At 67.4% G+C, this 25563-nt stretch carries 23 protein-coding genes; 12 read left to right on the forward strand and 11 right to left on the reverse strand.

The window, feature by feature from the left end:
* Positions 1–122 precede the first annotated feature (122 nt).
* The 4 genes from PARN5_RS22455 to PARN5_RS0116640 all read left to right on the forward strand — a co-directional run bounded on the left by PARN5_RS22455 (position 123) and on the right by PARN5_RS0116640 (position 3668).
* Positions 123–494 (forward strand): GNAT family N-acetyltransferase, encoded by a 372-nt coding sequence (locus PARN5_RS22455; RefSeq protein WP_198289618.1) that lies wholly within the window; start codon positions 123–125, stop codon positions 492–494.
* Positions 491–1708, forward strand: a complete 1218-nt coding sequence (locus tag PARN5_RS0116630; RefSeq protein WP_081615041.1) for a YcaO-like family protein — start codon at positions 491–493, stop codon at positions 1706–1708. The genes PARN5_RS22455 and PARN5_RS0116630 overlap by 4 nt, the downstream gene beginning before the upstream one ends.
* The gene (locus PARN5_RS22460; RefSeq protein ID WP_018000905.1) at positions 1705–3060 is read left to right on the forward strand and encodes a TfuA-like protein; all 1356 of its coding nucleotides are present in this window, start codon (positions 1705–1707) and stop codon (positions 3058–3060) included. Before PARN5_RS0116630 ends, PARN5_RS22460 begins: the two co-directional genes overlap by 4 nt.
* A 65-nt stretch (positions 3061–3125) precedes the next feature.
* Entirely contained in the window at positions 3126–3668 is a 543-nt protein-coding gene (locus PARN5_RS0116640) for a hypothetical protein (protein ID WP_018000906.1), read from the forward strand.
* Between the two features lie 146 nt (positions 3669–3814).
* On the opposite strand, the gene PARN5_RS0116645 is transcribed toward PARN5_RS0116640, so the two are convergent.
* The gene (locus PARN5_RS0116645; RefSeq protein ID WP_018000907.1) at positions 3815–4849 is read right to left on the reverse strand and encodes a hypothetical protein; all 1035 of its coding nucleotides are present in this window, start codon (positions 4847–4849) and stop codon (positions 3815–3817) included.
* A 164-nt stretch (positions 4850–5013) separates the two neighbouring features.
* Between PARN5_RS0116645 and PARN5_RS0116650 the strand changes: the two genes are divergently transcribed.
* The 3 genes from PARN5_RS0116650 to PARN5_RS24610 all read left to right on the forward strand — a co-directional run bounded on the left by PARN5_RS0116650 (position 5014) and on the right by PARN5_RS24610 (position 7089).
* Positions 5014–5703 (forward strand): Crp/Fnr family transcriptional regulator, encoded by a 690-nt coding sequence (locus PARN5_RS0116650; RefSeq protein WP_018000908.1) that lies wholly within the window; start codon positions 5014–5016, stop codon positions 5701–5703.
* 305 nt (positions 5704–6008) lie between these two features.
* A complete protein-coding gene (locus PARN5_RS25155; protein ID WP_081615031.1) occupies positions 6009–6857 on the forward strand; it encodes a calcium-binding protein in 849 nt (282 codons plus the stop codon).
* A gap of 13 nt (positions 6858–6870) precedes the next feature.
* Positions 6871–7089: a hypothetical protein gene (locus PARN5_RS24610; RefSeq protein ID WP_018000909.1), complete on the forward strand. Its 219-nt coding sequence runs from the start codon at positions 6871–6873 to the stop codon at positions 7087–7089.
* An 86-nt stretch (positions 7090–7175) separates the two neighbouring features.
* Here PARN5_RS24610 and PARN5_RS0116665 read toward each other — a convergent pair whose 3' ends face one another.
* From PARN5_RS0116665 to PARN5_RS0116705, 9 genes are all read right to left on the reverse strand, one after another.
* The gene (locus PARN5_RS0116665; RefSeq protein ID WP_018000910.1) at positions 7176–7829 is read right to left on the reverse strand and encodes a sulfotransferase family 2 domain-containing protein; all 654 of its coding nucleotides are present in this window, start codon (positions 7827–7829) and stop codon (positions 7176–7178) included.
* Between the two features lie 103 nt (positions 7830–7932).
* Positions 7933–8739, reverse strand: a complete 807-nt coding sequence (locus PARN5_RS0116670; protein WP_018000911.1) for a sulfotransferase family protein — start codon at positions 8737–8739, stop codon at positions 7933–7935.
* Positions 8739–9581, reverse strand: a complete 843-nt coding sequence (locus PARN5_RS22965) for a glycosyltransferase family 2 protein (RefSeq protein WP_157404064.1) — start codon at positions 9579–9581, stop codon at positions 8739–8741. Before PARN5_RS22965 ends, PARN5_RS0116670 begins: the two co-directional genes overlap by 1 nt.
* Before the next feature lie 44 nt (positions 9582–9625).
* Positions 9626–10882, reverse strand: a complete 1257-nt coding sequence (locus PARN5_RS0116680; RefSeq protein ID WP_018000913.1) for a glycosyltransferase — start codon at positions 10880–10882, stop codon at positions 9626–9628.
* Positions 10879–12453, reverse strand: a complete 1575-nt coding sequence (locus PARN5_RS0116685; RefSeq protein WP_018000914.1) for a hypothetical protein — start codon at positions 12451–12453, stop codon at positions 10879–10881. The genes PARN5_RS0116680 and PARN5_RS0116685 overlap by 4 nt, the downstream gene beginning before the upstream one ends.
* A gap of 57 nt (positions 12454–12510) precedes the next feature.
* The gene (locus PARN5_RS0116690; protein WP_018000915.1) at positions 12511–13071 is read right to left on the reverse strand and encodes a hypothetical protein; all 561 of its coding nucleotides are present in this window, start codon (positions 13069–13071) and stop codon (positions 12511–12513) included.
* Positions 13068–15683, reverse strand: coding sequence for a glycosyltransferase (locus tag PARN5_RS0116695; RefSeq protein WP_018000916.1), 2616 nt, complete (start codon positions 15681–15683; stop codon positions 13068–13070). Before PARN5_RS0116695 ends, PARN5_RS0116690 begins: the two co-directional genes overlap by 4 nt.
* Positions 15680–17056: a DUF6212 domain-containing protein gene (locus tag PARN5_RS24615; protein ID WP_232419432.1), complete on the reverse strand. Its 1377-nt coding sequence runs from the start codon at positions 17054–17056 to the stop codon at positions 15680–15682. Before PARN5_RS24615 ends, PARN5_RS0116695 begins: the two co-directional genes overlap by 4 nt.
* Positions 17057–17595: 539 nt before the next feature.
* Positions 17596–18612: a substrate-binding domain-containing protein gene (locus PARN5_RS0116705; RefSeq protein WP_157404067.1), complete on the reverse strand. Its 1017-nt coding sequence runs from the start codon at positions 18610–18612 to the stop codon at positions 17596–17598.
* Between the two features lie 140 nt (positions 18613–18752).
* Here PARN5_RS0116705 and PARN5_RS0116710 point away from each other — a divergent pair, with 140 nt between their 5' ends.
* From PARN5_RS0116710 to PARN5_RS22970, 5 genes are all read left to right on the forward strand, one after another.
* Positions 18753–20096, forward strand: coding sequence for a solute carrier family 23 protein (locus PARN5_RS0116710; protein ID WP_018000919.1), 1344 nt, complete (start codon positions 18753–18755; stop codon positions 20094–20096).
* Positions 20093–21490 (forward strand): amidohydrolase family protein, encoded by a 1398-nt coding sequence (locus PARN5_RS0116715; protein WP_018000920.1) that lies wholly within the window; start codon positions 20093–20095, stop codon positions 21488–21490. The genes PARN5_RS0116710 and PARN5_RS0116715 overlap by 4 nt, the downstream gene beginning before the upstream one ends.
* Positions 21487–22197 (forward strand): sulfite exporter TauE/SafE family protein, encoded by a 711-nt coding sequence (locus PARN5_RS0116720; protein ID WP_018000921.1) that lies wholly within the window; start codon positions 21487–21489, stop codon positions 22195–22197. The genes PARN5_RS0116715 and PARN5_RS0116720 overlap by 4 nt, the downstream gene beginning before the upstream one ends.
* A gap of 120 nt (positions 22198–22317) precedes the next feature.
* The gene (locus PARN5_RS0116725) at positions 22318–23613 is read left to right on the forward strand and encodes a hypothetical protein (protein ID WP_232419435.1); all 1296 of its coding nucleotides are present in this window, start codon (positions 22318–22320) and stop codon (positions 23611–23613) included.
* Positions 23614–23818: 205 nt separating this feature from the next.
* Positions 23819–24268, forward strand: a complete 450-nt coding sequence (locus PARN5_RS22970) for a hypothetical protein (protein WP_018000923.1) — start codon at positions 23819–23821, stop codon at positions 24266–24268.
* A gap of 190 nt (positions 24269–24458) precedes the next feature.
* Here the strand turns inward: PARN5_RS22970 and PARN5_RS22485 are convergent, their stop codons facing one another.
* Positions 24459–25412 (reverse strand): NAD(P)/FAD-dependent oxidoreductase, encoded by a 954-nt coding sequence (locus tag PARN5_RS22485; RefSeq protein WP_018000924.1) that lies wholly within the window; start codon positions 25410–25412, stop codon positions 24459–24461.
* Positions 25413–25563: the final 151 nt, after the last annotated feature.

Below are 25563 nucleotides of genomic sequence, written 5' to 3' on the forward strand. Positions count from 1 at the left end.
GGGTCTATACTGTCCGCATGACATATGACCGGCACCCTGTTCCGCAATTCGGCCTGCGTCCGGCGCGACCCGAGGAATTTCCCTTTGCCGAGTCGGTCCATATCGACGCAATGCGGCCCCTGATGCAGCAACTGGACGCCTGGGACGAGCCGATGCGCCGGGCGGCGATCCGGCGCTCGTTCAAGGCGGCGGATTCCTGCATCATCACCCTCGAGGGCAGGGATATCGGCTGGATGCAGGTCACCGAGCGCGATGCCGATTACAACCTGGCGCAGTTGCAGTTGCTGCCGGAATATTGCGGCCGGGGCATCGGCTCGCGCATCCTGCGCGACCTGCTGCACCGGGCCGCGGCCGAGGGCAGGACCGTCTCGCTGTCGGTGGTGCGGACCAACCGGGCCATCGGCCTTTACCTGCGGCTGGGCTTTCGCATGATCGACCCCGATGCCACGCCGATCCTGGACATGGTCTGGACGCCCGAAGGATTGCGGCCCTGACGCGCGGGGCCGCAACCAAGGGCTATCGCCGCGGCTGCCACCGCGGCGTCGCCCCTGCGCAGACCGTGGCGCGGGTGCGGCCGCTGATGGCGCGGATGGGCATCACCCGCATCGCCGACGTGACCGGGCTGGACCGAATCGGCGTGCCGGTGGTGATGGTCTGCCGTCCGAACGCCCGCTCGCTGGCGGTGTCGCAGGGCAAGGGGCTGGACCTGGATGCCGCCATCGCCTCGGGCCTGATGGAGGCGGCCGAGCTTTACCACGCCGAGCATGTCGAGGCGCCGCTGAAGCTGGGCAGCCTGAACGAGCTCGCGCATTCTCATGCCATGATCGACGTGGACCGGCTGGCCCGGATCTCGGACCGTTTCCACCGCGACCTGCCGATGCTGTGGATCGAGGGGCGGGACCTGCTGTCGGGCCGGCCGCGCTGGCTGCCCTTCGAATGCGTGCGGGCGAACTTCACCCTGCCGCCGCCGCCCGGCAGCGGCTGCTTTCCCTGCGGCAGCAACGGCCTTGCCTCGGGCAACACCATGGCCGAGGCGACCTGTCACGCCCTCTGCGAACTGATCGAGCGCGACGCCACCACGCTGTGGCACCTGCTGCCGCCCGAGCGCCGGGCCGCGACCGGGCTGGACCTCGCCAGCGTCGACGACCTCGCCTGCCGCGCCGTGCTGGACCGGATGCGGGGCGCCGGCTTCGACGTGCATGTCTGGCATCTGGTCGGCGACATGGCGGTGCCGGCCTTCTACTGCCTGCTCTCGGACCGGCGCGAGCCCGGATCGCATCACGGCATCGGCGCCGGGGCGCATCCCGCGCGCGCCATCGCGCTGCTGCGCGCCCTGACCGAGGCGGCGCAGGTGCGCTGCACCTATATCTCGGGGGCGCGGGACGATCTGCGCCCGGACGACTTCAGCCCGCATGAGCTGTCCCGCAAGGCGCGGCGGGCCGCCGAGATGCGCGCCAACCACCGGCCGGCGACGGATTTCGCGGCGGTGGAGGAGTTCCTCTCGCTGGATTTCGCCAGGGACCTGGACTGGCTGCTGTCGCGCCTGCGCGCGGTCGGCATCGACGAGGCGGTGGCCGTGGACCTGCGCAAGCCGGGGCTGGACCTGCCGGTCGTCCGCCTGGTGGTGCCGGGGCTGGAGGCGCCTCACGACCATCCCGGCTGGCGGCCCGGCCCCCGGGCGCGCGCCGCCGGGCAGGCCGCGCCATGAGCGTGATCGTCTTTTCCGGTCCCTCGCTCAGCGCGCGCGACCGTGCCGCCTTTCCGCAGATCTGCTTCCTGCCGCCCGCGCAGCAGGGCGACCTTTACCGCGCCGCGCGGGGGCGGCCGGTGGCGATCGGCCTGATCGACGGCCGTTTCGACGGCGTGCCCGCGGTCTGGCACAAGGAGGTGCTCTGGGCGCTCTCGCAGCGCATCGCCGTTTTCGGCGCCGCCAGCATGGGCGCCCTGCGCGCCGTCGAGCTTGCCCCCTTCGGCATGCGCGGCGTCGGGCGCATCTTCCGGGATTTCCGCGATGGCCTGCTGACGGATGACGACGAGGTGGCGCTGCTGCACGGGCCGGCCGAGACCGGCCATGCCGCGCTGAGCGAGCCGATGGTCAATATCCGCGCCACCGTCGCCGCGGCGCGGGCGGCGGGCATCGTCGACGATGCGGGTGCCGCGCATCTGCTGGCCACCGCCAAGGCGCAGTTCTATCAGCAACGCGACTGGCCCGGCGTCCTGGCGGCCGCGGCCCGGCTGTCCCCCGCGATGCGCGACCGCCTTGCATCCTGGCTGCCGGGCGGCCGCATCGACCAGAAACGCGCCGACGCGCTGGAGTTGCTGCACGAGATCCAGGCGCATGCCGCGCGCGGCGAACCGGCCCCGGCACCGGATTTCACCTTTGAATGGACCGAGGCCTGGGCCAATGCGCCCTGGCTCGCGGCGCATGAGCAGGGCGCCGGGGCGACGGATGCGCTGCTGCTCGATGCGCTGCGCCTGCAGGGCGAGCCCTATCTGGAGCTGCGCCGCGCCGCCCTGCTGCAGCACCTCGCCGCCGAGGCCGCCGCGCGCCAGCGGTCCGGGCCGGATCCGGCGCGCATCGCCCAGGCCGCGCTGGAGTTTCGCCTGCCGCGCGGCTTGCTGCGCGGGCAGGACATCGAACGCTGGGCGGCCGAAAACGGCCTGGACCGCGCGGGGTTCGACCGGCTGATGGCCCGGCTGGCGACGGTCGAGGCGATGGCGCAGGACCGCGACGCGGCGCTGGGGCCGGCGATCCTGGACCAGCTGCGGCTGGATGGCGGCTATGCCGCCCTGCGCGAGCGCATCGCCGGCTGCGCCGATCCCGATCCGCCGCCGCTGCCCGTGCTGCTGGCCTGGTATTTCCGCACCCGCCTTGGCCGCGACCTGCCGGAGGACCTGGAGGACCATGCCCGCAGCCTCGGTTTCCGCGATCTCGGGCATTTCCATGCCGCGCTGGCGCGGGACCATGCGCTGTGGCTGCAAGACGGGCAGCCGCCGGCTGACGATGCGGGTGCCGGGCGACAAACCCATCGACAGCGGCCGCCCGGCACCGTAACCTGAAGCTCCGGGCCCGCAGGCCTTGCCCTGCGCGGCGGCGGAAAAATCCCTTCCTGGCGGAGGTTCCGATGCCCGAGACCTTGCTGAGCCCCTCGAACCTGCTGCTCTTCGGTCGCGTGGTCGAGGATTTGCAGATCCGCCCGCCCTCGGCGCAGGGCAAGCACGACGATCCCCGGCACGGGCCGTTCCCCCAGCCCCGCGGCGGCACGCCCGGCCAGCTGGAACGGCAATTGCAGGCCGAGGACGCGAATTTCGCCCGCATTTACGGCTTTGCCTTCGAGGGGCTGTATCACGTCCTGCCGCGCCCGGCGCTGTTTCTGGTGCACGGGCCGGGGCTGGATGCCGGCGAGGTGATGTCGCAGCTGCGCCTGCCGCAGGCCGCCCCGACCGACAAGACCGAGCGCACCGGCGGCGGGCGCGGGCTTCCCCAGCCCGACGACCTGATGGTCTGGTCCTATGACAAGGCCGATTACACCATCCGCCTGGACGTGCATTCGGGCATGTTCGAGCAATTGCTGCTGGACCCGCGCGGTGGGCCGGATCGCGGCATGAGCGTCCACGGGATGAGCGTGCAGGGCATGAGCGCCCGCAGCGACGGCAAGGATGACTAGCCACGCCCACGGCCGCCGCCCTTTTCCGCGGCGGCTGGACAATCCGGGGGAATGCGGGTCAGGATCGACATGATCCCGACCCTTCTTTCAGAGACTCGTCAAAAAAGGAAATGGTTAAATACTCTGAAATTTCTGCAAAGGGCGCATCAGGCCCGGACCATTGCCCCGACTTCCCCGCCGGTGCGGCCCCCGATCCGGGCGGCGGGACAGGCCGCCGGGCTGTCCGGAACCAGGGCCGGCGGATCGGCCAGCACCCTTGCCGCCGCCTGCCAAAGCGGCGCTTCGGCGGCGATCAGCTGCCGCGCGGCAGCCTTGCCTTGCGGGCGCTGGGCGGACCGGGCCAGGACCCGGTAATCGGCGACAAGCCCGCCCAGCAGCCGCTCCAGGTCCTGCATGGCCTGTTCCAGCCGCTGGGTCACGCGGGACTGACTGGCGGTCTGGGTCGCAACGGACAGGGCCATGGCAATCTGCGGCGCGGCTTCGCGCAGCGGCCGGTATTCCTCGGACAGCCCGGCAAGCAGCCCGACCAGGTGCTGCAGGCGGCCGGCCGTCGGGCCAAGCTGGCGGGCGATGTCGTCACGCGACAACAGGGTCGCGGCCGCCTGGCTTTCCAGCCGGACCAGCACCTGCGCCAGGTCCTGGCGCCCTGCCACCGCCATGCCGTCGCCGCGTTCGAGGAACGCCTCGATCGCCGCGGCAAGCGCGAAGGCGGCGGGTTCGATCCGGGCACAGGCGCGGATCATCGGGCCGTCGGCGCCTTCCAGCCGCTGCAGCTCGACCGCCAGCGCGCCCCAGAGCCGCTGCTCGCTCAGCCGGATCACCCCCGCCCTGTTGTGCGGCGAACGGCTGCGGCCGCGCAGTGATGCGCGCGCGTGATCCAGATTGGCGGCGACGCCGTTCAAAAGCGGCGCGGGATCGGCCCGCGGCGCCTCGGCCAGCGTGGTGGCCAGATCGGCCGCGTCCTCGACATGGGTCATCACCGACTGGACGCGCGGCAGCAATTGCTCGAGGCAATAATGCGACATCGCGCGCAGGCTGGCCTGACCATCGACAGCCGCGTGGGCCATGACCCCGGCCCCGCCGGCGAGGATCTGCGGCAGATCGCCCTGAAAACGGGCGCGCACCTGCACATGCAGGGCAGCCATGGTCAATTGACGCAGCAGGCCGGCGATCGCAGCCAACGGGTCCTTGGCAAAACATGGTGCGGAATGTCCGGTCGACATGAAACACGCCCTCTGGTTGCTGGATTTGGCCCCGATCCTGGCACAACCGCCGCCGCGGTTCTGTGCGCGGGCGCACAAAGCCGGGCTCGCTCGGGTAAAAGATTGAAGAGTAAGGGGAAAGCATGAAGCGGATTCTGGATTTGGCCGAGCTGCCGTGGTTCGTCGGGCTACCGGGCGAGGTTCTGGCCGGAATCGAGGCCGGTTCGCGCCGCCGCCATGTCGCCCGCGGCCAGCTGATCCTCGAACGGGGCGATCCCGGCGACTCGGTGCTTTTCGTCCTGTCGGGGCGCGTGCTGGCCGTGCAATGGACGCCGAGCGGGCGCGAGATCGTCTATAGCGAGATCGCCTCTGGCAGCGCCTTCGGCGAGCTGTCGGTGCTGTCCGGGTCGCCGCGCTCGCTGTCGCTTTACGCGCGCACGGCCTGCGTGCTGCTGGAGATGCCGGGCCCGCTGCTGACCGGGCTGATGGAGACGCAGCCGCCGGTCCGGCAGGCGGTGATCCAGGGCCTGGTCCGGCGGATCCACGATCTGACCGAACGGGTGCAAGAGCTGACCTCGCTGGATGTCGAGGAGCGGCTGCGCGCCTATCTGCTGCGCGTCTCGCTGGAGGACGGCGGGCTCGAGCCGGGGCGCCGGATGCCCGATCCGCCGACCCATGCGGAAATGGCCAACATGATCGGTGCCAATCGCGAAGCGGTCAGCCGCGTGCTGGCCAAGCTCAGCCGGGCGGGCATCATCGAATCCGGGCGGAAATACTTGCGCATCCTGCAGCCCGATGCCCTGATCCGGGACGAGATGGGCAAGGACGGTTGACCCGTGGCACCCCTTCGAGGGGATCGATGCCGAGCATTGCGCCAGCTATCAGGACCGCTTCGGCGCATATGGCCGCCCTGTCGTCGACCGCAAGGAGAACTCGCGGGAGTTCGCCGTCGACCGAGCGTTCTCCCGCCCTTGCCGCCTGCCGCGTCGCCGGCGAGCCCCGGTTCGCTGCGCCAAATCAGCAACCATCGGCTGACAAGCGGCAACCAATGTGCGGACCGGGCTGCCTTCGCCGATGATTGACGCACAATCTCAGCGCGAAATCGTTTCTGGTTAACGATTCCCACATCGTGCTGGGGATGCGGCGGCTGAACGCCGGCATGCGGCAATTGCCCGGCGATGCCGGGGTGATGGACATCATGCTGCGCAATTGCGTGCCCGGCGACCAGCAGCAGGCGCTGGCGCCGCTTCTGGCCGACAGCATCGGCGTCGGGCCTGTCGGGGTCTGGGCGGTCATCAACCTGCTGATGATGTCGCTGGCGCCCCTGCCGGTGGGCTTTGCCGCCCGGCTGCTGCATGCCGGGGTGAACCCGCCCAGCTGCGAGATGATGGTGCCGGGCAACCCGCCCTATAGCGCCTGCCCGCCGCGCCAGACCGACATGCTGGTGATCGCCCGGGACAGCAGCCTGACGGTGCCGCGCTCGCCCGCGATGCGTCTACCGGGGTTGGCGGCGACGCTGTCGGGCCTGTCCACGCCGAGCGTCAAGGCCGGTCCGCAGGCGGCCGATCCCGCGCGGATACACCTTGCCGCCGCCCAGCTTGCCGCCAGCCTGCGCCCGGCGGCGCAACTCGATCCCGCCGCGTCGCTTGGCGGCGACGGCGCCGACAGGCTCTATGGCCAGGCTGGCAACGACAGCCTGTTCTGCGGCAACGGAAATGACACGCTTTACGGCGATATGGGCGACGATCTGCTCGGCAGTGGGCTGGGCGATGACTGGCTGGGCGGCGGGGCCGGCGCCGATAGGCTGCTGGGTGGCCCCGCAATGACCAGCTGTTCGGCGGCACAGGCAACGACCGGCTGGTGGGCCTGGTCGGAGCGGACAGCCTGTATGGCGGCGCTGGCGCCGATCTTTTCGTCTTTGCCGGCCTTTCGGATTCGACGCGGCGCGCGCGGATCATATCGACGATTTCACGCATGTCGAGGGTGACCGGATCGACCTCGTGGCGATCGACGCCGACAGCCTGGCGGATGGCAACCAGGCGTTCACCTGTATCGGCGAACAGAGTTTCAGCGGAACGGCTGGAGAACTGCGCTGGCTGCGCACGGCCGACGCGACCTATATCCGGGCCGATGCGAATGGTGATCGCGTGGCCGATCTGGCGATCGTCATCGGCAAGCCCGTCGATCTGACGGGTTCCGATTTTCTGCTGCAGATTTAGGTGGAACCGGCTGTTCGAGTGGTCGCTGGTCCAAAGACTTCGGCCTTCGCAAATCAACAACCGGCCTTTCGAGGGCAGGCCCGGCGCTATTGGCTCAGCCCGGCCTTTTCACCCCAGCGAAAATCCGCCCGGTAAAGCTGGAGCAGGCTCTCGCGCGCATTCGCGCTGAGATCGCCGGGGACCAGCTTGGGACCGCCGCGCTGTTCATGCGGCAGGTGCAGGGTGCGGCCGGTTCGAGCCTCCATGTCGCGCACAAGCTGCGGCAATTCGGACATGACATAGATGCGCTGGAAATAGCCCGGGTCGCGGCCCAGGAAATTGACCTGCGGCGCGACGTGATGCCGGATCGAGGGCGAGAATTCGCGATAGAGCTCGATCCGTTCGACGAAAGTATCCAGGTCCGGATCCGGCAGGGCCCCGGCCGCCTGCGCCTGTTGCGAAAGCATTCCCGGCGACAGTTCCCGGAAATGCAGCACGCGGTTCGAATAGCAGGACAGGAAGCGGGCGACCGGGTCGCGATAGACCGCGAACCGCCAGAAATCCTGCAATTGCCCGGTGTTCTGGCGGTTGAAGGGCTGGGTGCCATAGAAGTTGTGGATATGGAACATCTGCCCATGCCGCTGCATCGGCTTGAAGGGCACGCCGTTCTCGATCTCGAAGAACATCGTCTTGATCGAGGTGCAGGCGGCTTTCGGCACCGGGAAATAGGCGATGCGCTGCTTGGGCAGGATCAGGGCCATGAAATCCGCTCCGGATCAAGCACCTCGCCGGTAGGTGCCTCAAGGGAAGTTTGATCGCCGCGGAAGCGGGCTTCGACAAAGCGCGCTGCCAGATCACCCACGCCTAGCTCGCGGCTTCCAGGTCTGCGTCGATCTTTCGACGGACCGAATAACCGCACCGCTCCATGATGTTCTTGTCGAGCTTGCTGTCGATGAAATCCAGATCCTCGTCCGATATGCTGTCGACATAATCCTCGGACAGATACTTTTTCCGATAGAAATCGAAGTTTTCTCCCGCCGACTTGGTGGAGTTCAGGATATTCTTGAACGCACTCTCGCCAAAGCCGAGAACGTTCGAGCAGGCGCGCGCCACCGTCTGTTCGGTGTCTTCCAGAAGATCCTCGTATCGCACGAAGACAGAGTTATCGGGATACCTTCGGAGCATCTCCATGTATGAGCGAACCTTCTTGTTGAACAACTCGATGGGCGTGGCGACCGTGGTGCCGTCGATGTTGTCGCGACGAGAGAGCGGCCAAGGCGACCTGATAAAATCCGAAAAGCTTGCGGCACGCGAAAGCCGAGGGTTGTATGGCCTGTTGAACATGGATTGCAACCAGAAGCATGGATGCTTGGTAGTATAGATGAATTTCGTGAGGCGACTGTATGCAGAAAATTCGATCACGTCGATCGGCGGCCTGGCATGTTTCCACCCGAAATCGGAATGGAGCATGCGGAAATGGTCCAGATCCTGCACATAGTCGTTGTCATGGGTGTATGCCTCGGGGAAAAGGCGGTTTTCAGCCTTGAGCAGGCCCGCCTTTCCCCTGGTATCACCTTCCATCATGATGGCGTTGGTGTTTTCACGCACGAGCGCCGTCAGATAAATAGTGCCGCTATTGCGTTCTCCGAACACTTTGACGTAAACGAACATCAGAAAACTCCTTTGAACTGATCCGGTATGCGGCGAAGATGGGGAGGATATTTCGATGGGAAATCGACCTCGAAGGCAAACTTGCCGGCGTGGTTTTCCTTGATCAGCCCGAGAAGCTCTTGCACATGCATCGAGAAGTCGAAGTCTTCCACGCGGTCGCGACCGTTGATCTGGCGGAATATGTTCTTCATCTTTTCATCCTCGATCATCTGGTGAATGCCGAAGTTGCCGTCTCTCGGGATACTCCTGAGAAAGCGGAGCCGATCCAGGGCGATCGACCTGTCCATCTGCTTCAGATGGAAGTTGTAGATCCCTCCGAATTGCTGATGCTTGTCGCAGGTATGAAATCCGCCGCCCCAGGATAGTGGAACACTCGTCACCTGTGTCTTGCACATCGCGCCAAGGAAATAGCCGTAGCCTCTTTGAGCAAGGATTGGCCTGCTCAGGTTCAGCTCGCCTTCGTCGTCATAGCTGTGAAAGATGTTCACGCCGATGCTGGTTTCGTAATCTGGCCTTTTCGTTTCGATATACTGCCTGAGATCGCCATGGTCGTCCGGATCAACGCAGATGAACTCATCGGTATCAGTATAGATGAAATAGTCGAAGAAATTGAGGAAGTTCTTGCAGGTGTCCGAAATCAGGTTCGACCGCTTGATGTCCGAGAAAGGCGTGCGCGGCAAGCGGATTATATTTACACCCTCGAGTCCCAGCGTGGAGCCGTCGTTGGAGCCATGGTCGAAAATGTAAAGGCTCTCCCTGCCGAAGATGCGGCCGTAGTAATTCACCCAAAGAGGCAGCATCACCCCTTCGTTGTATGCCATTGTCGTTACGGCGAACTTCAACACTGTGATCCTTTCTGTGTTCTAGGAAACGCCTGGATGCCGTATCAGGCCACCTGCACGCCTAACTCATTCTGCGGTCTCTTGTGACAAACCCGCTGCCACTCCTGATGGAACCCGGCCAGGTCCAGCGGCGGGGTGATCCGGGCCTTGTGCTCTGCCAGCGCCTGCGCGTCGCCATGCACCGACAGGATCGCTGCGGCCAGCGCATTGGCATCGGCGGTGCGGAACGGGATGCTCCAGCCGGCGGTCTTTTCCGCCATGCCGCCAATGTCCGAGGCGATCATCGGCGTGCCGGCCGCGCGCGCCTCCTGGATCACCACCGGCGAATTTTCCCACCAGACCGAGGGGATGATGATCCAGCCATAGCCGCGCATGATCTGGACGCCGTCCTGCGGGCGGTAGCGGCCGCAGAAGCGCACGCATTCCGGCACCTTCAGGTCCGGCCACATGCGGCGGAAACTGGCCTCGTCGAGGCCGTGGATCTCGATCGCCAGCGGCTGGTCGCTGTCGTGGCCCTGTGCCTCGATCAGCGCGGCGGCGCGGATCAGCACGTCCAGGCCCTTGGTCGGCGTCGCCTGGCCGAAGAAGGCGAAGCGGCCGCTCTTGCGCAGCAGGTCGTCCTCGGTCTCGGGCAGCGGGTCCGCGGCATGGTCGAGGCCGTTCTCGATCACCGCGATGCGGCCGGGGGCGATGCCCCAGTCCTCGAAGCGGCCGCGCAGGAATTCGCTGGGCGACAGCAACTGGTCGAAGACCCCCAGCATCTCCGACATGCGCGCCCGGCGCAGCACGAAATCGGCGGGCGGGCGTTGCAGGCAGGCGGCGCAGGCGACCTCGCTTGCGGCATGGCAGAGCTCGCCCGAGCGTTTCACCATCTGGCCGTGATTGGCGCAGATCGCGGTCATCTCGTGCAGGGTGCAGAGGAAGCGCGCCTCGGGCAGCGCCGCCCGCAGCCGCCGGATCGTGCCGGCGCCGATGTTCCAGAAATGGTGGAAGTGATAGATGTCGGCGCCGAAGGACAGCAGGAACTCGACCAGCCAGTCCTCGTCCGCGATGCGGGCGTGCTCCATCTGGAAACCGTCCATGCCGCGGCCCTGCAGGCAATAGTCGCGCGGGCCGAAGGCGATGACCTGCTGGCTGCGGCCGAAGAACTTGTCGCTGTCCTCGGGGCCGATGGTCGAGCCGACGAAATGCGCGTCCTCGCCCAGCGAGAGCAGGTGCTGGAACTGGCGATAGGCCGCGACCTCGCCGCCGCCGTAGCGCAGGTTCGGATGGGAATGCGAGACGATGACGATGCGGCTCATGCGGCGGCCTCCATCAGCTTGCGGCTTTCGGCATCGTAGAGATGCAGGTCCAGCCCGCCGGGCAGGGTGCGGGCAGAGGGTCCGGCGCGGCCGGCGAAATACGGCGTGCCGCCCAGGATCTCGGCGCCGGCGAGATCGGCGCGCAGCAGGCGCTCGGCGATGTGGCGCAGCCGGGCTTCCTGGGTCAGGAAGGCCTGGGGCGCGCGGGCCAGCATGGGTTTCAGGCTGGCGGTCGGGCCGCTCAGGGCAAAGGGCAGCAGGTCGCGCTGGAAGCGCGCGGCCGGATCGCCGGTAGGCGTGCCGCCGTCGCGGCCGATGGCGCCGATCGGGTCGAGCAGCGTCAGGTGAAAGGGCATCTGCGCGGTGCCGCGGGCAAAGACCCCGGCGCCGGCCTCGATCTGGAACAGGGTCGAGCTGCGGCCGAAGAGCAGCGTTTCCGGCAGGGCGGCCTGCAGGTCCAGCGCCATGCCCGAGCCGGCAAGCCGCAGCCCCTGCGGCAGTTCGCGGGTGGCGCCCTCGATGGCCTCGACCAGGACACTGCCGAGCCGGTCGCGCAGCAGGAACAGCTCGACCGGGCGCCCCAGCCTCTGGCCGGTGCGGCGCAGCACGTCGCGCAGGTCGATGTCGGGCAGGTCGTGGTCCAGAAGCAGCAGCACCGGGCCGCTGCGCGGCCAGGGCGCGGCGGCGGCCGGCGGCTGCCAGGCCGGCATCGGCGGCAGCATGGCGGCGCGCAGCCCGGTCTTGTGCGCCGGGTCGGGCAGGTCGAGCTGGACCTGGCACAGCTCGGCCGCGAAATCGGTCGGCGGCCGCGGCCCGGCCGGGGCCTGCACACCGGCGGCGTTTTCCTGGCCGGGGATCACGAAAAGCACCTGCACCTGGCCGCGGACCGGCTGCGGCATGAGGAAGGCGCCGGCATAGCCGTCGCTGCCGGTAAACAGGTAGCGGCCGCCATAGGGTTCCAGGTCCGTGCGCGGCAGGGCGCCGGCGAAAAGCCGGACCCGGCAAAGCTGCTGGTCGTCCAGCGCCAGCGCCGTCAGCGGCTGGACCTGTCCCATGGCCGGCAGGAACCAGCCCGAGACCAGGCCCTGTCCCGCCGGATCGGTCAGGCAGCGGTCGACGCCCAGGCCGAATTCGTCGCCTTCGCGCGGCAGCAGCGGCGCGAAACGCAGGCGCGCCACCGCGGCCTGCGCCACCTCGCCGGTCGGCATGGTCAGTTCGCCCGCCGCCAGCAGCCGCAGCCAGGCGAAGAACACCTCGTCCACGCCGATCTCGACCAGGCGCTGCTGGTCGGTGACCAGGCGTTCGGGCTGGATCTCGGTGAATTCCTGGCCGGATTTCACATGCACCGTGGCATTGCCGGCCATGTCGACGCCGGCAAGATCGAAGACCGCCAGCACGCCGAACCGCTCGGCGGTGCGCAGGTCGCGCCGCGCATGCCGGGTCACCAGACGGGGGGCAAGCCGCGTCTCGTCGATGTAGAGTTCCAGATCGAGCCAGTGATCGCTGCTCCAGCCGGCGACAACCAGCATCGCTTCGCCATCGCCAAAGCAGAAATCCATGTTCAGGGCCAAGACCGTTTCCTTTGTCGGCAAGGGGGCCGTGCCGCGCCGGCACGACCGGGGGGTTGCTCAGACCAGCGTGACCGCCAGGCCGCCCAGGATCAGGCGCGATGCCGGCTGCCGCAGGTGGATGATGATCCGCCGCGCCGTATTGCCCTCCGAGACCTGGGGCAGCGGCAGGCTGCACAGCGACAGGGAATCGCGCATGATGCGCCATTCGACATGGCCGCTGTCCTCGGTCGAGCCGTCCTCGTCGAAGCTGCGCAGGAATACGTCGGCGACCAGCGGCGTTTCGGCGGCGAGGTTGCATTCGATGAAGCATTTCGAGGCCAGCTTCGAGGAGTCCGGCAGCGGTGTTTCCAGCGTCATCCATTGCTGGCCGGCGCCGCGCAGCTCGACCGCGCGCAGATCATCCGGCGTGGCCATGACGTCGCAGCGCGTCCCGTTCGGCAGGCAGATGCCCAGGGCCGGCGTCACGGTGTTGTAGCCGCCGGTCAGCGCCAGCTTGGGCCGGCCCACCAGGGCCGAGCGTGCCTCGGCCAAAAGGTCGATGCGGCTGGACTGCAGGGCCGTCAGAACCGAGGCGGCCGCTTCGTAATTGCGTAGGGCAGCAGCATAGATGGTCGTCAATTACTCGTCCTTTCCTGAGCATGCATCTGCTTTTCACCGCAGATCGGCTCCTCCCATTTCGTTGCGAGCCAGGCGAGCAGCGGGGCCGCCGCCATCGCCCAGTCGCGCGCGCCGTCCGAGGCGGCGCGGGAAATCCGCCGCAGCTGGTCGCGGTCGCCGTCGAGCGCCAGGATGCGGTGCACGAATCCCGCCTCGCAATTCTCCTCGGGGATCACGAAGCCGGTCACGCCGTCCTCGATGGCCTCATGCATGGCGCCGACCTCGGTCGCGAGCACCGTCACCCCCAGGCGCTGCGCCTCGAGCACCGACAGCGGCAGCCCCTCGTAATGCGAGGGCAGCACCATGACGTCGGTCGCGGCCAGCAGTTCGGTCAGCGCCTCGGGGCCGCGCATGGCGCCCAGCATCCGCGTCTGCCGGGGAAAGCTCAGCTCGCCCGCGGCATCGACCACCGACTGCCCGGCGATCGACAGCTGGACGCCGGGCAGGTGCCGCGCCAGCGCCGCATAGATCGTCGCAAGCCGGCCGACGCCCTTTTGCGGGTCCAGCCGCCCCATGAACAGCACCCGCAGCGGGGCCGTGTCGCAGGCCTGGGCCTCGCGCCGTTCCAGCAGCGCCGCGACGCGGGCCGGGGCCAGCGGATAGCCCGGCGCATTGACCACCGGCATCAGCTTGCTGCGCGGAATCCCCTGGGCGTTCAGCCAGCGGGACAGCGTCTGCGAGCAGCTGAGGAACAGGTCATAGGCATGTTCATAGGCCAGCGCCAGCTTGGGGGGACCGTAGTTGCGGCCATAGACGCTGCGCTCGACCAGGTGTTCGTGGTCGATCATCAGGACACCCTGCCGCTTCAGCCGGTCGGCGACCTTGTGCAGCGCGGCGGAATGGGCGTTGATGACCGCATCCATCGAGCAGAGCAGCCCGACCAGGTCGGCGCGCTCCATGCCCTCGCCCCAGCGCGGCTCGGCGGTGCCCATGTATTCCGGGCCGGACCAGTCCAGCGTCGACGCATCGGGCAGCCAGTTCACGGTCGAAAAGGCCTCCAGCGCCCAGCCGTCGCCATGGAGCGGCCGGTCGCTGGCGATGAACAGGTGCAGCCGGTGCCCGGCGGCGGCCAGCTCGCGCGCCAGGCTGGCCGCGACCTTTTCCACGCCGCCGAAGTCGAAGATCGGCAGCACCAGGCCGATGTCCTTGCGCCCGGGCTGTTTCAGCAGCGGGAAGATCACCCCGCCCGAGGCGGCGCTGCGCGGGATCTCGACCGCCATGGCGCGGCTGGCGGCGCCGCCCGGGGCGCGCCATTGCCAGCTTTGCGCCAGCGCCGGCCGGAAGCGGCTGCGATGCAGCTGCATCAGGAAGCCGCGCAGCAATTCGGTCGCGGCCTCGGCCTGCGGGCGCAGCGGCGACATGCCGTCGATCTCCATGCCCCAGCCGGTGACGGCGTGCGGGTTCGGCACGCGCTCGATCTCGCGGATCCAGCCGGCGTCGTCGCGCATCACGATCTCGCGCAGCCGCTCCAGGCCGACGGCGACCCCATCGGGCATGGCCGCCGGATTGCCCAGGTCGGTATGCACCTGGTGACCGGATTCCGAGGCCTCGACGAAGAACAGGTCCAGATCCGCCGCGCCGCCCTGCCGGGCCTGCCGCCTTTCGCAGAGCCACAGGAAATTGCGCATCAGGCGGGCCTGCTTCAGCCGCGCGCTGACGCCTTCGCGCAGCACGATCAGCAGCGCCGGCGCGTGATGGGCATAGGGATCGGCGAAATGCGCGAAGAAGCGCCGTTCGAGATCGGCCAGCGTCACCGTCTCGCTGTGGTCGGGGTCGGTGCACAGGATCGCGCTGTCGCCCTCGATGATGGCATAGCGCGGGAAACGCTGCGCTTCCAGCGCCAGCAGCGCCGGGGCCGAGAACAGCCAGCGATGCTTGTTTTCCAGGAAACGCCGCAGCTCGCCGTCGAGGTCGTGCGAATGCGACAGCATGCTGGCCGGGCGCTTGCGATACAGCAGCACCGGCGCGGCCAGTGGCCGGCCCCGGAACCCGGCCCGCGCCGCCGAGAGCCAGAAATCCCAGTCCTCGTAGCCCTTTTTCATCGCCTCGTCGAAGCGGATGCCGGCATCGAAGACCCGGCGCCGGATCAGGCTGCCGGCCTCGCACAGGTTGACATGGGCGTGGAACAGCAGGCTGGGGTCGTGGTCGGCGATGTAATGCGCCCTTTGCCCGAAGAAGTCGAACTCGGGATAGAACCAGTCCTGGTCGGGATGCTGCGCCAGGGCGCGCTGGCAGGCGGCGGCTGCGCCCTCGACCAGCGTGTTGTCGGCGTCCAGCAGGAACAGCGCCTCGATGTCCGGGTCCGCCGCCAGCGCCGCCTTGATGCCCCGGTTGCGCGCCGCGCTGAGCCCGGCGTTCGGGAAATGCAGTGCCAGCATGGAATCGCCCATGATCGCCTGCCAGCTGGCAAGGCTGGCGCGGGTCTCGGCATGCTCGCAGCCGTCGTCGATCACCACCAGCCGGCGGATCACGCCCGAAGCCATCTCGCGATGCACGGCGGCGATGGCATCGTCCAGCAGGACCGGGTGGCCCTTGGTCGGGATGATGATCGAGATCTGCCCCGTCGTGGTCATTGCAGCGCCTGCGGCACGTTGTTGCGGCGGGCGATGCGGAAGCCGCGGAACAGGCCCCAGCTCAGATCGTTCGGTTGGTCCGTGGCCAACGAGACGGCCAGCAGGATGTCGGCACGCCCGACGATGGGCTCGACCGGGATGCAATGCGCCTGCGACCAGCCATGCGGCGGCAGGCCATGCACCCAGGGGCCCATGCGGCGCTGCCAATAGCCGTCCTCGTCCACCTGGCCATGCGGCGCCACGCCGACGCTGAAGTTCAGGCTGGGCGCGCGGGGGTGGCCCACGTTCACCAGCGCCGAGATATGCGACAGCGCCGGCAGTTCGACGTCGCGGATCACCGCGCAGACCGGCCCGTGGCGCGAGGGATGCACCAGGATCGCATCCTCGTTCTCCCAGAAGGCGGCCGAGATGTGGTCTCGGGCCAGCGGCGGCGTCGAGAACAGTTCGGGACGCGGCAGTTCCGAGGGCGTGATGAAATTCGCGTCCCCGGCGCCATGGCTGCCCTTGCCCAGGCCGACCGCGGCCACCTCGGGCAAATGGACGCCGGGCAGCGATTTCCAGACCCGCAGCGCCAGGACGTGGTCCTGTGCGGCCTCGCCCTCTGCCCGGACGGCAAAGGCGGGATCGGGCACCGCATGGCCCAGCCCCAGCACACAGGGACCTTCGCCCCGCCAGGTCAGTTGCAGGGCGCAATCCTGTTCGGGTCCGCGAAGCGGCGTCGACAGCGCAAAGCGCAGCCAGCCCGCCTCGACCCCGGCCAAGGCCGGCGCGGGCTCCAGGGCGATGCTGTTGCCCGAGGCGCAGAGGATGCGGCATTCGAGCCGCGCGATATCCTCTTGCAACGCCGCCGGCACCCAGAGATCGACCGCGGCGATCGAAGCGGCGCCCGTCGGCAGGCGCTGCGCCAGCGCCGCGCCCGGGTCGAGGCTGACCATCACGCCAACGGGATCCCAGGACAGGGCGCGCATGAATCGCGGATTGCCCAGCGTATAAAGGAAATCCTCGACGGACTTCAGATTCTGCTCAAGGGACTGATTTTCCGCGCGTAATATCGCGGCAGAAAGCCGTGCGCATCCGGCGTCTTCCTCGCTGGCATTGAGTTGGGCCAGAAGCAGTTCGATAATATCGAGAAAGAGTTTCTCCTGGTTCTCGGGATCGAACAGGAATCGGGGCACATCGTTCAGGAATTCCGGCAGCTTGACGGTTTTCCGGGTCGCCGTGTTTTTCAGGACGATGGCCAGGGGCCGCTGTCCTGGCGGTAGAAACTCATTTGCACTCTGGCTGCCGATCTCTATGCAAGATATTGAACAGGAACGAATTACTTCCTCAACGAGGCTCTTGAGCCCGTTTTGGACCAGCACGACCGCGCGCATTGTAGTACGACCTCCGAACAGAGACAGATGGCGTCTCGAAGAGATTATATGAACACCAATAAATTACGAATGCACCTTACCCATACAAATTGTGCATCCTTGCGGGCAGGGATCGTGCCGAACCGCCCCGGTGCGATCGAGCTGTCAAACGATCACTCAACGCCAGGCTGCAATAGGCCGGAACCGCAGAGGCGTCAATTGGTTAATGGGTGAACAAATTGAATTTTATATGACAGTTTGCGCGTGATAAGGAGCCTTATTGGTTTAATTTGACTGCGAAATATGGATCATATGCCTCGGGATGCATCCGAAAAACGCGTTATGCTTGTATGGAACGCAAGAATCCGCCGAGCCATGATGGTGACCGGCTGTTGGCGCCTTCGCCACAGGAGGCGGCAACTGTCCAAAGGTCGCGCATTTCGTGAAGGACGGGATCGGCTTCGCAGCCGGGTGAGTGCAGGCGCGGAAAGGCGGCGCTTGGCGTTCGAGGCTGCATGGGATCGCCGAAGCCCGCATGGATGAACCATGCCGGGTGGACCTTAGGCCGGCATCTGCGACGAACGCCTGACGATCAGCTCGGGAAGGTCGGCCTCGATCATGCGGCTGGAGCCCTCGATCTGGTCCAGCAGCAGATGGACGGCTTTTTCGGCGATTGCCGGCAGGTGCAGATCGACCGCCGTCAGGGGAGGCTGGGACAGCTTGGCCCTGACCCCGTCATAGCGGGTGACCAGGCGCAGGCGATCCGGCACCGTCCATCCGAGCTCCTGCGCCGCGCGCATCGCGCCGCTGGCGAAGGCGTCGATGGCCGCGAAGATGCCGTCGATCGACGGGTTCGCGCGCAGCAGCTGCAAGGTTTCCTGATACGCGGTGTCCTCGGCCTCCTCCTCGCCCATCCGGACGAGCAGCGACGACCCGCCGAATCGCGTGACAAAAGCTTCATAAGCTGCGGCGCTTTCGATCTGACTGGTTCGGGGGGCCGCGCCGATCAGCGCGGCAACCCGATGGCATCCCTGCTGTGCCAGATGATCCAGCAACAGGGCAGCGGTTTCGCGCGAACGGATGTTCACCGCCGGGATGTCGGGACGATCGGGCACCGTCCCGATGGAGACGATGGGCGTCTTGCGCTGCTCGAAATAGGCGACCAGCGGATCGTCGCGCATCGGCTCGACCAGGATCACGCCGTCGAAACCGACCGACCCCTTGCCCTGCGCCGCGGGATGCGGCGGGATCAGGCACAGGGCAAGGTCGCGCGTCAGGGCCGACATCGCGGCAGAAGCCGCAATCTCCATCAGGAAGCCCAGCCGCGACGGCCCCGCCGCGACCGCAAAGGGCATCGACGAGGCAAGCGCGATCACGCCTGTCCGCCCGCTGCGCAGCGCCCGTGCCATCGAGCTTGGATGATAGCCCATCTGGTCCGCGAGCGCCTGGATCCGCTTGGCGGTTTCGGGATCCACATGGCGGCGGCCGCTGAAGGCATGGGACACGGTCGTAACCGAAACCCCCGCGGCCTTCGCCAGATCCGAGATGGTGGGTTTGTTCACTCTTTGCTCATTCATCTGATCCCCGCCGCCACATTACCAGCATCGGCCGCCATCGCAACAAAACGATTTGCACGAATCGGTTTCCGTGCTATTCCGCACGTTAGCAAAACGATTTGCATAAGCAGACGAACGCATCTCAACAGGGGAAATCCAACATGCCGACCGCGATAGATTCCGTTCCGCCAACCGATCCCGTGGACGAAAGGCTGCCGCTCAAGGATCTGATCCTTTACGGGTTCCAGCATGTGCTGGTGATGGCCGCCTCGCCGATCACGGCGGTGTTTCTGGTCGCGCAGACCCTGGGCTTCGATGCGGGCCTGACCGTCTCGATCATCAGCGCCACCTTCCTGGTCTGCGGCCTCGGCTCGATCCTGCAAAGTTTCGGGCCTGCCGGTTTCGGCGCACGGCTGCCCTTCATCATGGTCCCGGGTGGCGCGCCGATTGCGATCTTTCTCGCCATCGCCACGCAAACCGATGTGCAGACCGCCGTCGGTGCGGTGCTGATGACCGGCGTCTTCTATTTCCTGGCCCTGCCGGTCTTTCGGCGCCTGCTGCGGTTCTTTCCGCCGATCGTGGTCGGCACCATGCTGCTGCTGGTCGCGGTGAACCTGGTCAAGATCTATGGTGGCACCATCACCGGGCGCTCGGGCGAGGCGCATTTCGCCGATCCGGTCAATGTCGGACTGGCGCTGGCGACCATCGCGCTGACCGTGATCTTTTCGCGCGTGTTCACCGGCACGTTGCAGCGCATCTCGGTCATGCTGGGGCTGATCGCGGGCACGCTGCTGGCGGCCGCCCTGGGCAGGCTGGATGTGTCGGGCGTGATGCAGGGTCCGCTGATCGCGGTGCCGCAGTTGTTCCCCTTCGGGATGCCCAAGTTCGATATCGTTGCGGCGCTGCCGCTGATCATCTTCTCGATCATCTCGATGGCCGAGGCGACCGGCCAGACCATCGCCACGGCCGAGATCGTGGACCGCAAGGGCGACGCCCATGCCATCGTGCCGCGCACCATCCGCGGCGATGCGGTGGCCTCGATCGTGGGCAGCATGTTCGGAACCTCGCTGATCATCACCTCGGGCGAGAACGTGGGCATCGTGCGCGCCACGGGCGTCCGCTCACGCTATGTCACGGCGATGGCGGGGGTGATCCTGGTCGTGATCGCGCTGATCGCGCCGGTCTCGCGGCTGGCGAGCGTCCTGCCCGGTCCGGTCGTGGGCGGCACGGCGATCATCGTGTTTTCCATCATCGGCGTGATTGGCATCCATGTCCTGTCCCGCGTGGACCTGCGCGAACACGGCGCGATGTTCACGCTGGCCTCGGGCCTGGCCATGGGGCTGATGCCGATCCTGGTGCCCGGGGTCTATAGCCAGTTTCCGCAATGGTCGCAGATGATCCTGGGCAATGGCCTGGCGATGGGCACGATCACGGCGGCGCTCGTCAATGCCTTCTTCCAGTTCAACGCCCCAAAACCCCTTGAAAACACGGAGCATGCCCAATGACCGACCTGCGCCCGACCTTTGCCCGGACCGACAACCTGATCGTCGCGCCCGGCCGGCTGCTGGCGGATGACGGGCCGCAGCCGGGCATGGCCGTGCTGCTGCAGGGCGGGCGCTTTGCCGATATCGGCACGGCCGCCGCGCTGCGCACCCGCCATCCCGATGCAAGGGTCGCCGAGCTGCCCGATCACCTGATGATGCCGGGCTTCATCGACACCCATACCCATCTGACGCAGTCGCTGGGCAAGTCGCTGGTCTTTGGCGAACCCTCCGAGATCTTTCGCCGGATCTGGGTGCCGCTGGAGGGCAGCCTGGACGAGCACATGGTCTATCTGTCCTCGAAACTGGCGGCCCTGGAATGTCTGCGCGGCGGCTTCACCACGGCCGTCGATGCCGGCACCCGCTCCGCCGGGCATATCGGCAAGCTGGTCGAGGCCGCGCGCGAGACGGGGTTGCGCCTGGTCGTGGCCCAGATCTGCAACGATCTGGGTGGCGCGGCGGTGGTTCCCGACCGCGCCGCGATCCTGCGCCTGGCCGAAGCGCACCTGGCCGCCTATCAGGCCGATCCGCTGATCCATCCGTCGCTGGCGATCTCGATCCCCGAAGTGGCCAGCGACGCCATGCTGCGCGACATCGCGGCGATGGCGGCGGCGGCGGGCGCGACGTTCCAGACGCATGTGAACGAGCATCTGGTGGCGGTCGAACGCTCGCTGGTCGCCCATGGCCGCCGCCCGCTGGAGCATCTGGCCCATGTCGGCGCGCTTGGCCCCCAGACGCTGATCGCGCATTCGACGCTGATCACGCCGTCCGAGATGAACCTGCTGCGCGAGACCGGCGCGGCCGTCGCCTATAACCCCGTGGCCTCGGTCTGGAAGGGCAATGCGGTGGCGCCCGCCTTGCAGATGCAGGCGCTTGGCATCCGCTTCGGCCTGGGCACCGATGGCACCCGCGCCGACGGCTTCCGGCTGATGGATGCGGCGGAAGCCATGCAGCGCACCGCCTATGGCCTGGCCTCGGGCGACAGTTCCTGCGGCGGCGGCTGGCTGTGGCTGGATGCCGCCACGCGCATGGCGGCCGAGGCCAGCGGTCTGGCCGCCGTCACCGGCCGCATCGCGCCGGGCCTGGCGGCGGATTTCCTGCTGGTCGATCTGGACCGGCCCGAGTTCACGCCCTCCCATGACCTGACCTGGGAACTGGTGCGCTATGGCAACCGCGACCAGATCGACGCGGTGTTCACGAATGGCCGGTTGCGCATGGTGCAGGGCTGGCCGGTCGATTGGGACGCCCGCGCCCTGCTGGCCGAGATCCGCGGCCTTGCCGCGCCTGCCATTGCCAAGGCCCCGATCCAGCGGATTCATGCAACGGCAGACAGCCTGTTCGCCGGGGGGTTGGCGTGACCTTGACGATCTTCCTCATGCTCTCGCTTCTGGTTGCTGCCTCTGCCTTCGTGCAGGGCGCGGTCGGCATCGGCTTTGCCCTGATCATGGCGCCGGTCTTCGGCTTCATCGACGCGAGCTATCTTCCGGTGACGCTGCTGGTCCTGATGCTGCCGCTGAATTTCCTAGTCGCCTGGCGCGAGCGGCACATGATCGACCGGCGCGGCGCCGGCTGGATCACGCTCGGGCGGTTCTTCGGCACCTTCCTGGGCATGGCGGTGCTGATCGCGCTGTCCGTCCGCCAGCTCGAGATCGCGGTCGGCCTGCTGACCGTGCTGGCCGCCGTCGTGGCGCTGCTGTCGCCGCCCTTCGCCCCCCGCCCGCAGGCATCCCTGGGCGTCGGCCTGTTCACGGGGGTCACGGAAACCGCGACGGGGATCGGCGGCCCGCCGCTTGCGCTTCTCTACCAGCACGCGCCGGGCCCGATCCTGCGGTCGACCGTCGCCACCTGCTTTCTGGTGGGCGAGGCGATCTCGCTGGTGATCCTGCTGATCGCCGGGCGCATCGGGCAGGACCAGATGCTGGCGGCGCTCTCTCTGATTCCGGCGGTGCTGATCGGCAGCGCGCTTTCCCGCAGCGTTCATTCCCGCATCAACGGGCCCGCCTTGCGCCTGGCGGTGCTGATCTTCTCGATCGTCAGCGGCGCGGCCCTGATGCTGAAGGGATAACTGCCGAATCCGCCGGCTGCTGTTTTTGCGACCGCCTTAACCTATTTTATCTGCTGTCTGGGCAAGCGGCGCGGTGCGCTAGGTGAATTTCACCGCCGGTCCAGACGCTAACATGCTGGATTGGCAAGAAAATCCGCCCTGCTATTGCCAGCTCTCGCTCTGGTTGCTCAGGCCATGCGGCAACCAATCGCCCTCGTGACACGTTTAACGCGATGGGAACCACATCGTTGGAGGGGCGAAGCACATGCACTCGATAATTTACCTGGTCGGCCTGGTCGTCGTTGTCCTCTTTATTTTGTCTTTGCTGGGGTTACGCTGATGGCCGAGATGGATATTCCGCAAAAATCCGCTGGCAGCTACGTCGATTGGGCAGCTGTCTTTGCCGGGGCAGTGGTGGCGGCGGGTCTCGCCGTGGTTTTCACCACATTCGCTGCAGCTTTGGGACTGGGCTCGGTCTCGGTCGGGGAAGATGGCGGCATCAGCATGGGCTGGCTCATCGTCACCGCGCTGTTCGTCGTGATCTCGCTTGTCGCGGCGAACTGGCTCGGGGGCTATATCGCGGGCCGGATGCGCCGGCCCGTCGGCGCCGCCACGGGCGATGAGGTCAGCGTTCGCGACGGCATCAACGGCCTGGCTGTCTGGGGCATCGGCATCATCGTCAGCGCCGTTCTGGCCACATCCGCCGTGACCGGCGGCTTGCGTGCGGCCGGAAGTGCCGTCGAAACCGCCGCGCAAGCGACCGGATCGGCCGTAGGCGGGATTGCCCAGGGTGCAGGCCAGCTGGCCGGCGGCGTGGTCTCGGGTGCGGGACAGGCGATCGGCGGCGTGGCGCAAGGCGTCGGCCAAGCTGCCGCCCCCGCGCTGGAGGATGCCATGCCCGCAGGGATGCAGGCCAATCCGCTGGAGTATATCACCGACACCCTGCTGCGCCCGGATGGCCAGAGCCCGTCGACCACGCTGCAACAGGACGCGGCGGCCGATGCGACCGAGACCCAGCGCCAGATGGTGGGCATCTTCGCGAACCTGGTCCGAACCGGCGAAATCTCGGATGCGGATCGCGATTACCTGCGCCAGCAGGTCGCCGCCCGCACCGGTCTGAGCGAGCAGGAGGTCAATGCCCGCGTGGACGAGGCGGTGAACCGGGCGCAGGCGATCCGGCAGGAGGCGGAGCAGAAGATCGAGGAGGCCAAGGCTCAGGCCGAACAGCTGAAGGCCGAAGCCGAACAGCGCCTTGAAGAAGCGAAGCAGCAGGCGGCCGATGCGGCCGAGAAGGCGCGCATCACCAGCATCCTGACTGCGTTCTTGCTTGCTGCGTCCGCCCTTGTCGCCGCCGCCGCCGCCTATATCGGCGCCGTCCATGGCGGCCGGGACCGCGACGACGGCCGCGTATGGGGCGGGCTGTCCTATCGTCGTTAAGCGCAAAAACCTCCTCCCCGGGCCGCCCGGGGCGGAGGCTGTCGCAACCATCCGGGCATCGGCGACCCGGGGGCCAGGCAGCGTTTTCCTGTTCGCGCGGGGGCACGATCCAAAGCCGCAAGCGCGAAATGCCATTTGGGTGGGAACATTGCGGCGTTTGCCCGGTTGTCAGCCGCGCCGCCATGGCGCAGGGGAGGAATCGAATATGAAGGTATCGCTGAAAGTTCTCATAGCCGGATTGTCCTTGGCCGCTGCCGGCAGCGCCTATGCCGATTGCGCAGCCGATCTGGCGCAGATGGAGAGCGGAATGCCGCAGCAAGCCGCCGACGGGATGGCGAAGGACGGCTCGACGGCGCCGATGCAAAAGCCCGATCAGGCCCAGGCTGGCGAGAGCAATGGGCAGGACGGCAACCAGATCGCCAAGGATGGCTCCACCGCTCCGCTTCAAGATGCCGGCAGCAATGTCGCTGATCGAGCGATGTCGGGGCAGGACGCGCAAGCCCAGCAAGAGGGCGACACCACGGCCGCCGAACAGGCGCAGGCCGAGACCGGCTCCGACGCTCATGCTGCGGCGTTGAAAGAGGCCCGTGCGGCGCTGGAAAAGGGTGACGAGGCTGCCTGCCAAGCCGCGCTGGAGAAGGCGAAAGCGTCCTGATCCGTTGAGCGCCATGCAACGATGCTTAAGGCGCAAGGATCCGCCCCCCGGCCTGAGCCGAGGGGCGGAAACATGCCGTTGAGCCCACCAGCGGGGCTGCGACCAGCGCGGCCCGCTGGCCGCTGCGGCAAGCTGCACATGATCGCCGATCACCACCGGCCATCAGGCGTCCTCGGCAATTCGCGGCCCATCAGCCGCCGATGATCCCCTCGTCGCCGGACTTGCCGGCCTGCGGCGTTGCGCGCAGGTCGTTGTGGATGGCTGTCGCCGCGGTGACGGCCTGTCCCAAGGCCACGGCGATCTGGTTCAGCGAATGCACGACGTCTCCGGCGGCATAGATTCCCGGGACGCTGGTCTGCTGATGGGCGTCCACCCGGACATGCCCGAGATCGTCGCGGCGCATGTCGATGTCGCCGCCGCCCAGGTCGCCTCGCACCACATAGCCAAGCGCCGGATAGATCACGTCGAAAGCCGCCCGGCTACCATCGCGAAGCAGGGCAACATAGCCCTCGTCATCGGAGAGGATGCGGACGATGTCCTCGCAAAGTGTGATGTCGGCCTTGGCAGCATCCGCCCGCAGCTTTGCCGTGCATTCTCCGGGTGGCCATGGCAGCAGCGAAACCCGCTGCGAATAGGTCCGCAGGAAGATCGCCTCGCGCAGCGCGTGGTCGTCCCGGCCCATGACGCCGATCCGCTTGCCCGTCGCCTCGTAGCCGTCGCAGACCGGGCAGACGCATAGCGTGCGGCGGGCGATGTTCTCATCGATCTCGGGCAGGTCGGGCAGGGTGTCCCGGACGCCGGTGGCAAGCAGCAGGCGCCGCGCCCGCAGCCGGACCGTGCCGCAGGTCGCGGCAAAGCCGCTGCCGTCGCGGATGATAGCGCTGACGCGGCCGTCGATGAAGTCCGCGCCGTAACGTGCCGCCTGCCGGCGCAACCGGTCCACCAACGCGCGGCCGCTGATGCCCTCGGGAAAGCCGGGGCAGTTGTTGAGGCAGGGAATCCGCAGCGCCCGGCCATCGCCCGCATCGGCGACCAGAACCCGTCTGCGGAACCGGCCGAGATAGACCGCGGCCAGCAGCCCGGCCGGTCCGCCGCCGACCACCAGGCAATCGACGTCTTCGGGCGCCGTGCTCATGTCGCCCATGCTCCTTTTCCTTGTTCCTGCAAGGCGGTTGCAACCCGCGACGGCGGCGAAAGTTCCCGCTGCCGCTTCTGCTCGATGCCGGTCCGGCCGCCCGGGCCTGCCGAATCCGGGGCGCCGGGAACAATCGCGGGCGCAAAGGGTTCAGTCGGCC

The sequence above is a fragment of the Paracoccus sp. N5 genome (assembly GCF_000371965.1).
Lineage (GTDB): Bacteria > Pseudomonadota > Alphaproteobacteria > Rhodobacterales > Rhodobacteraceae > Paracoccus.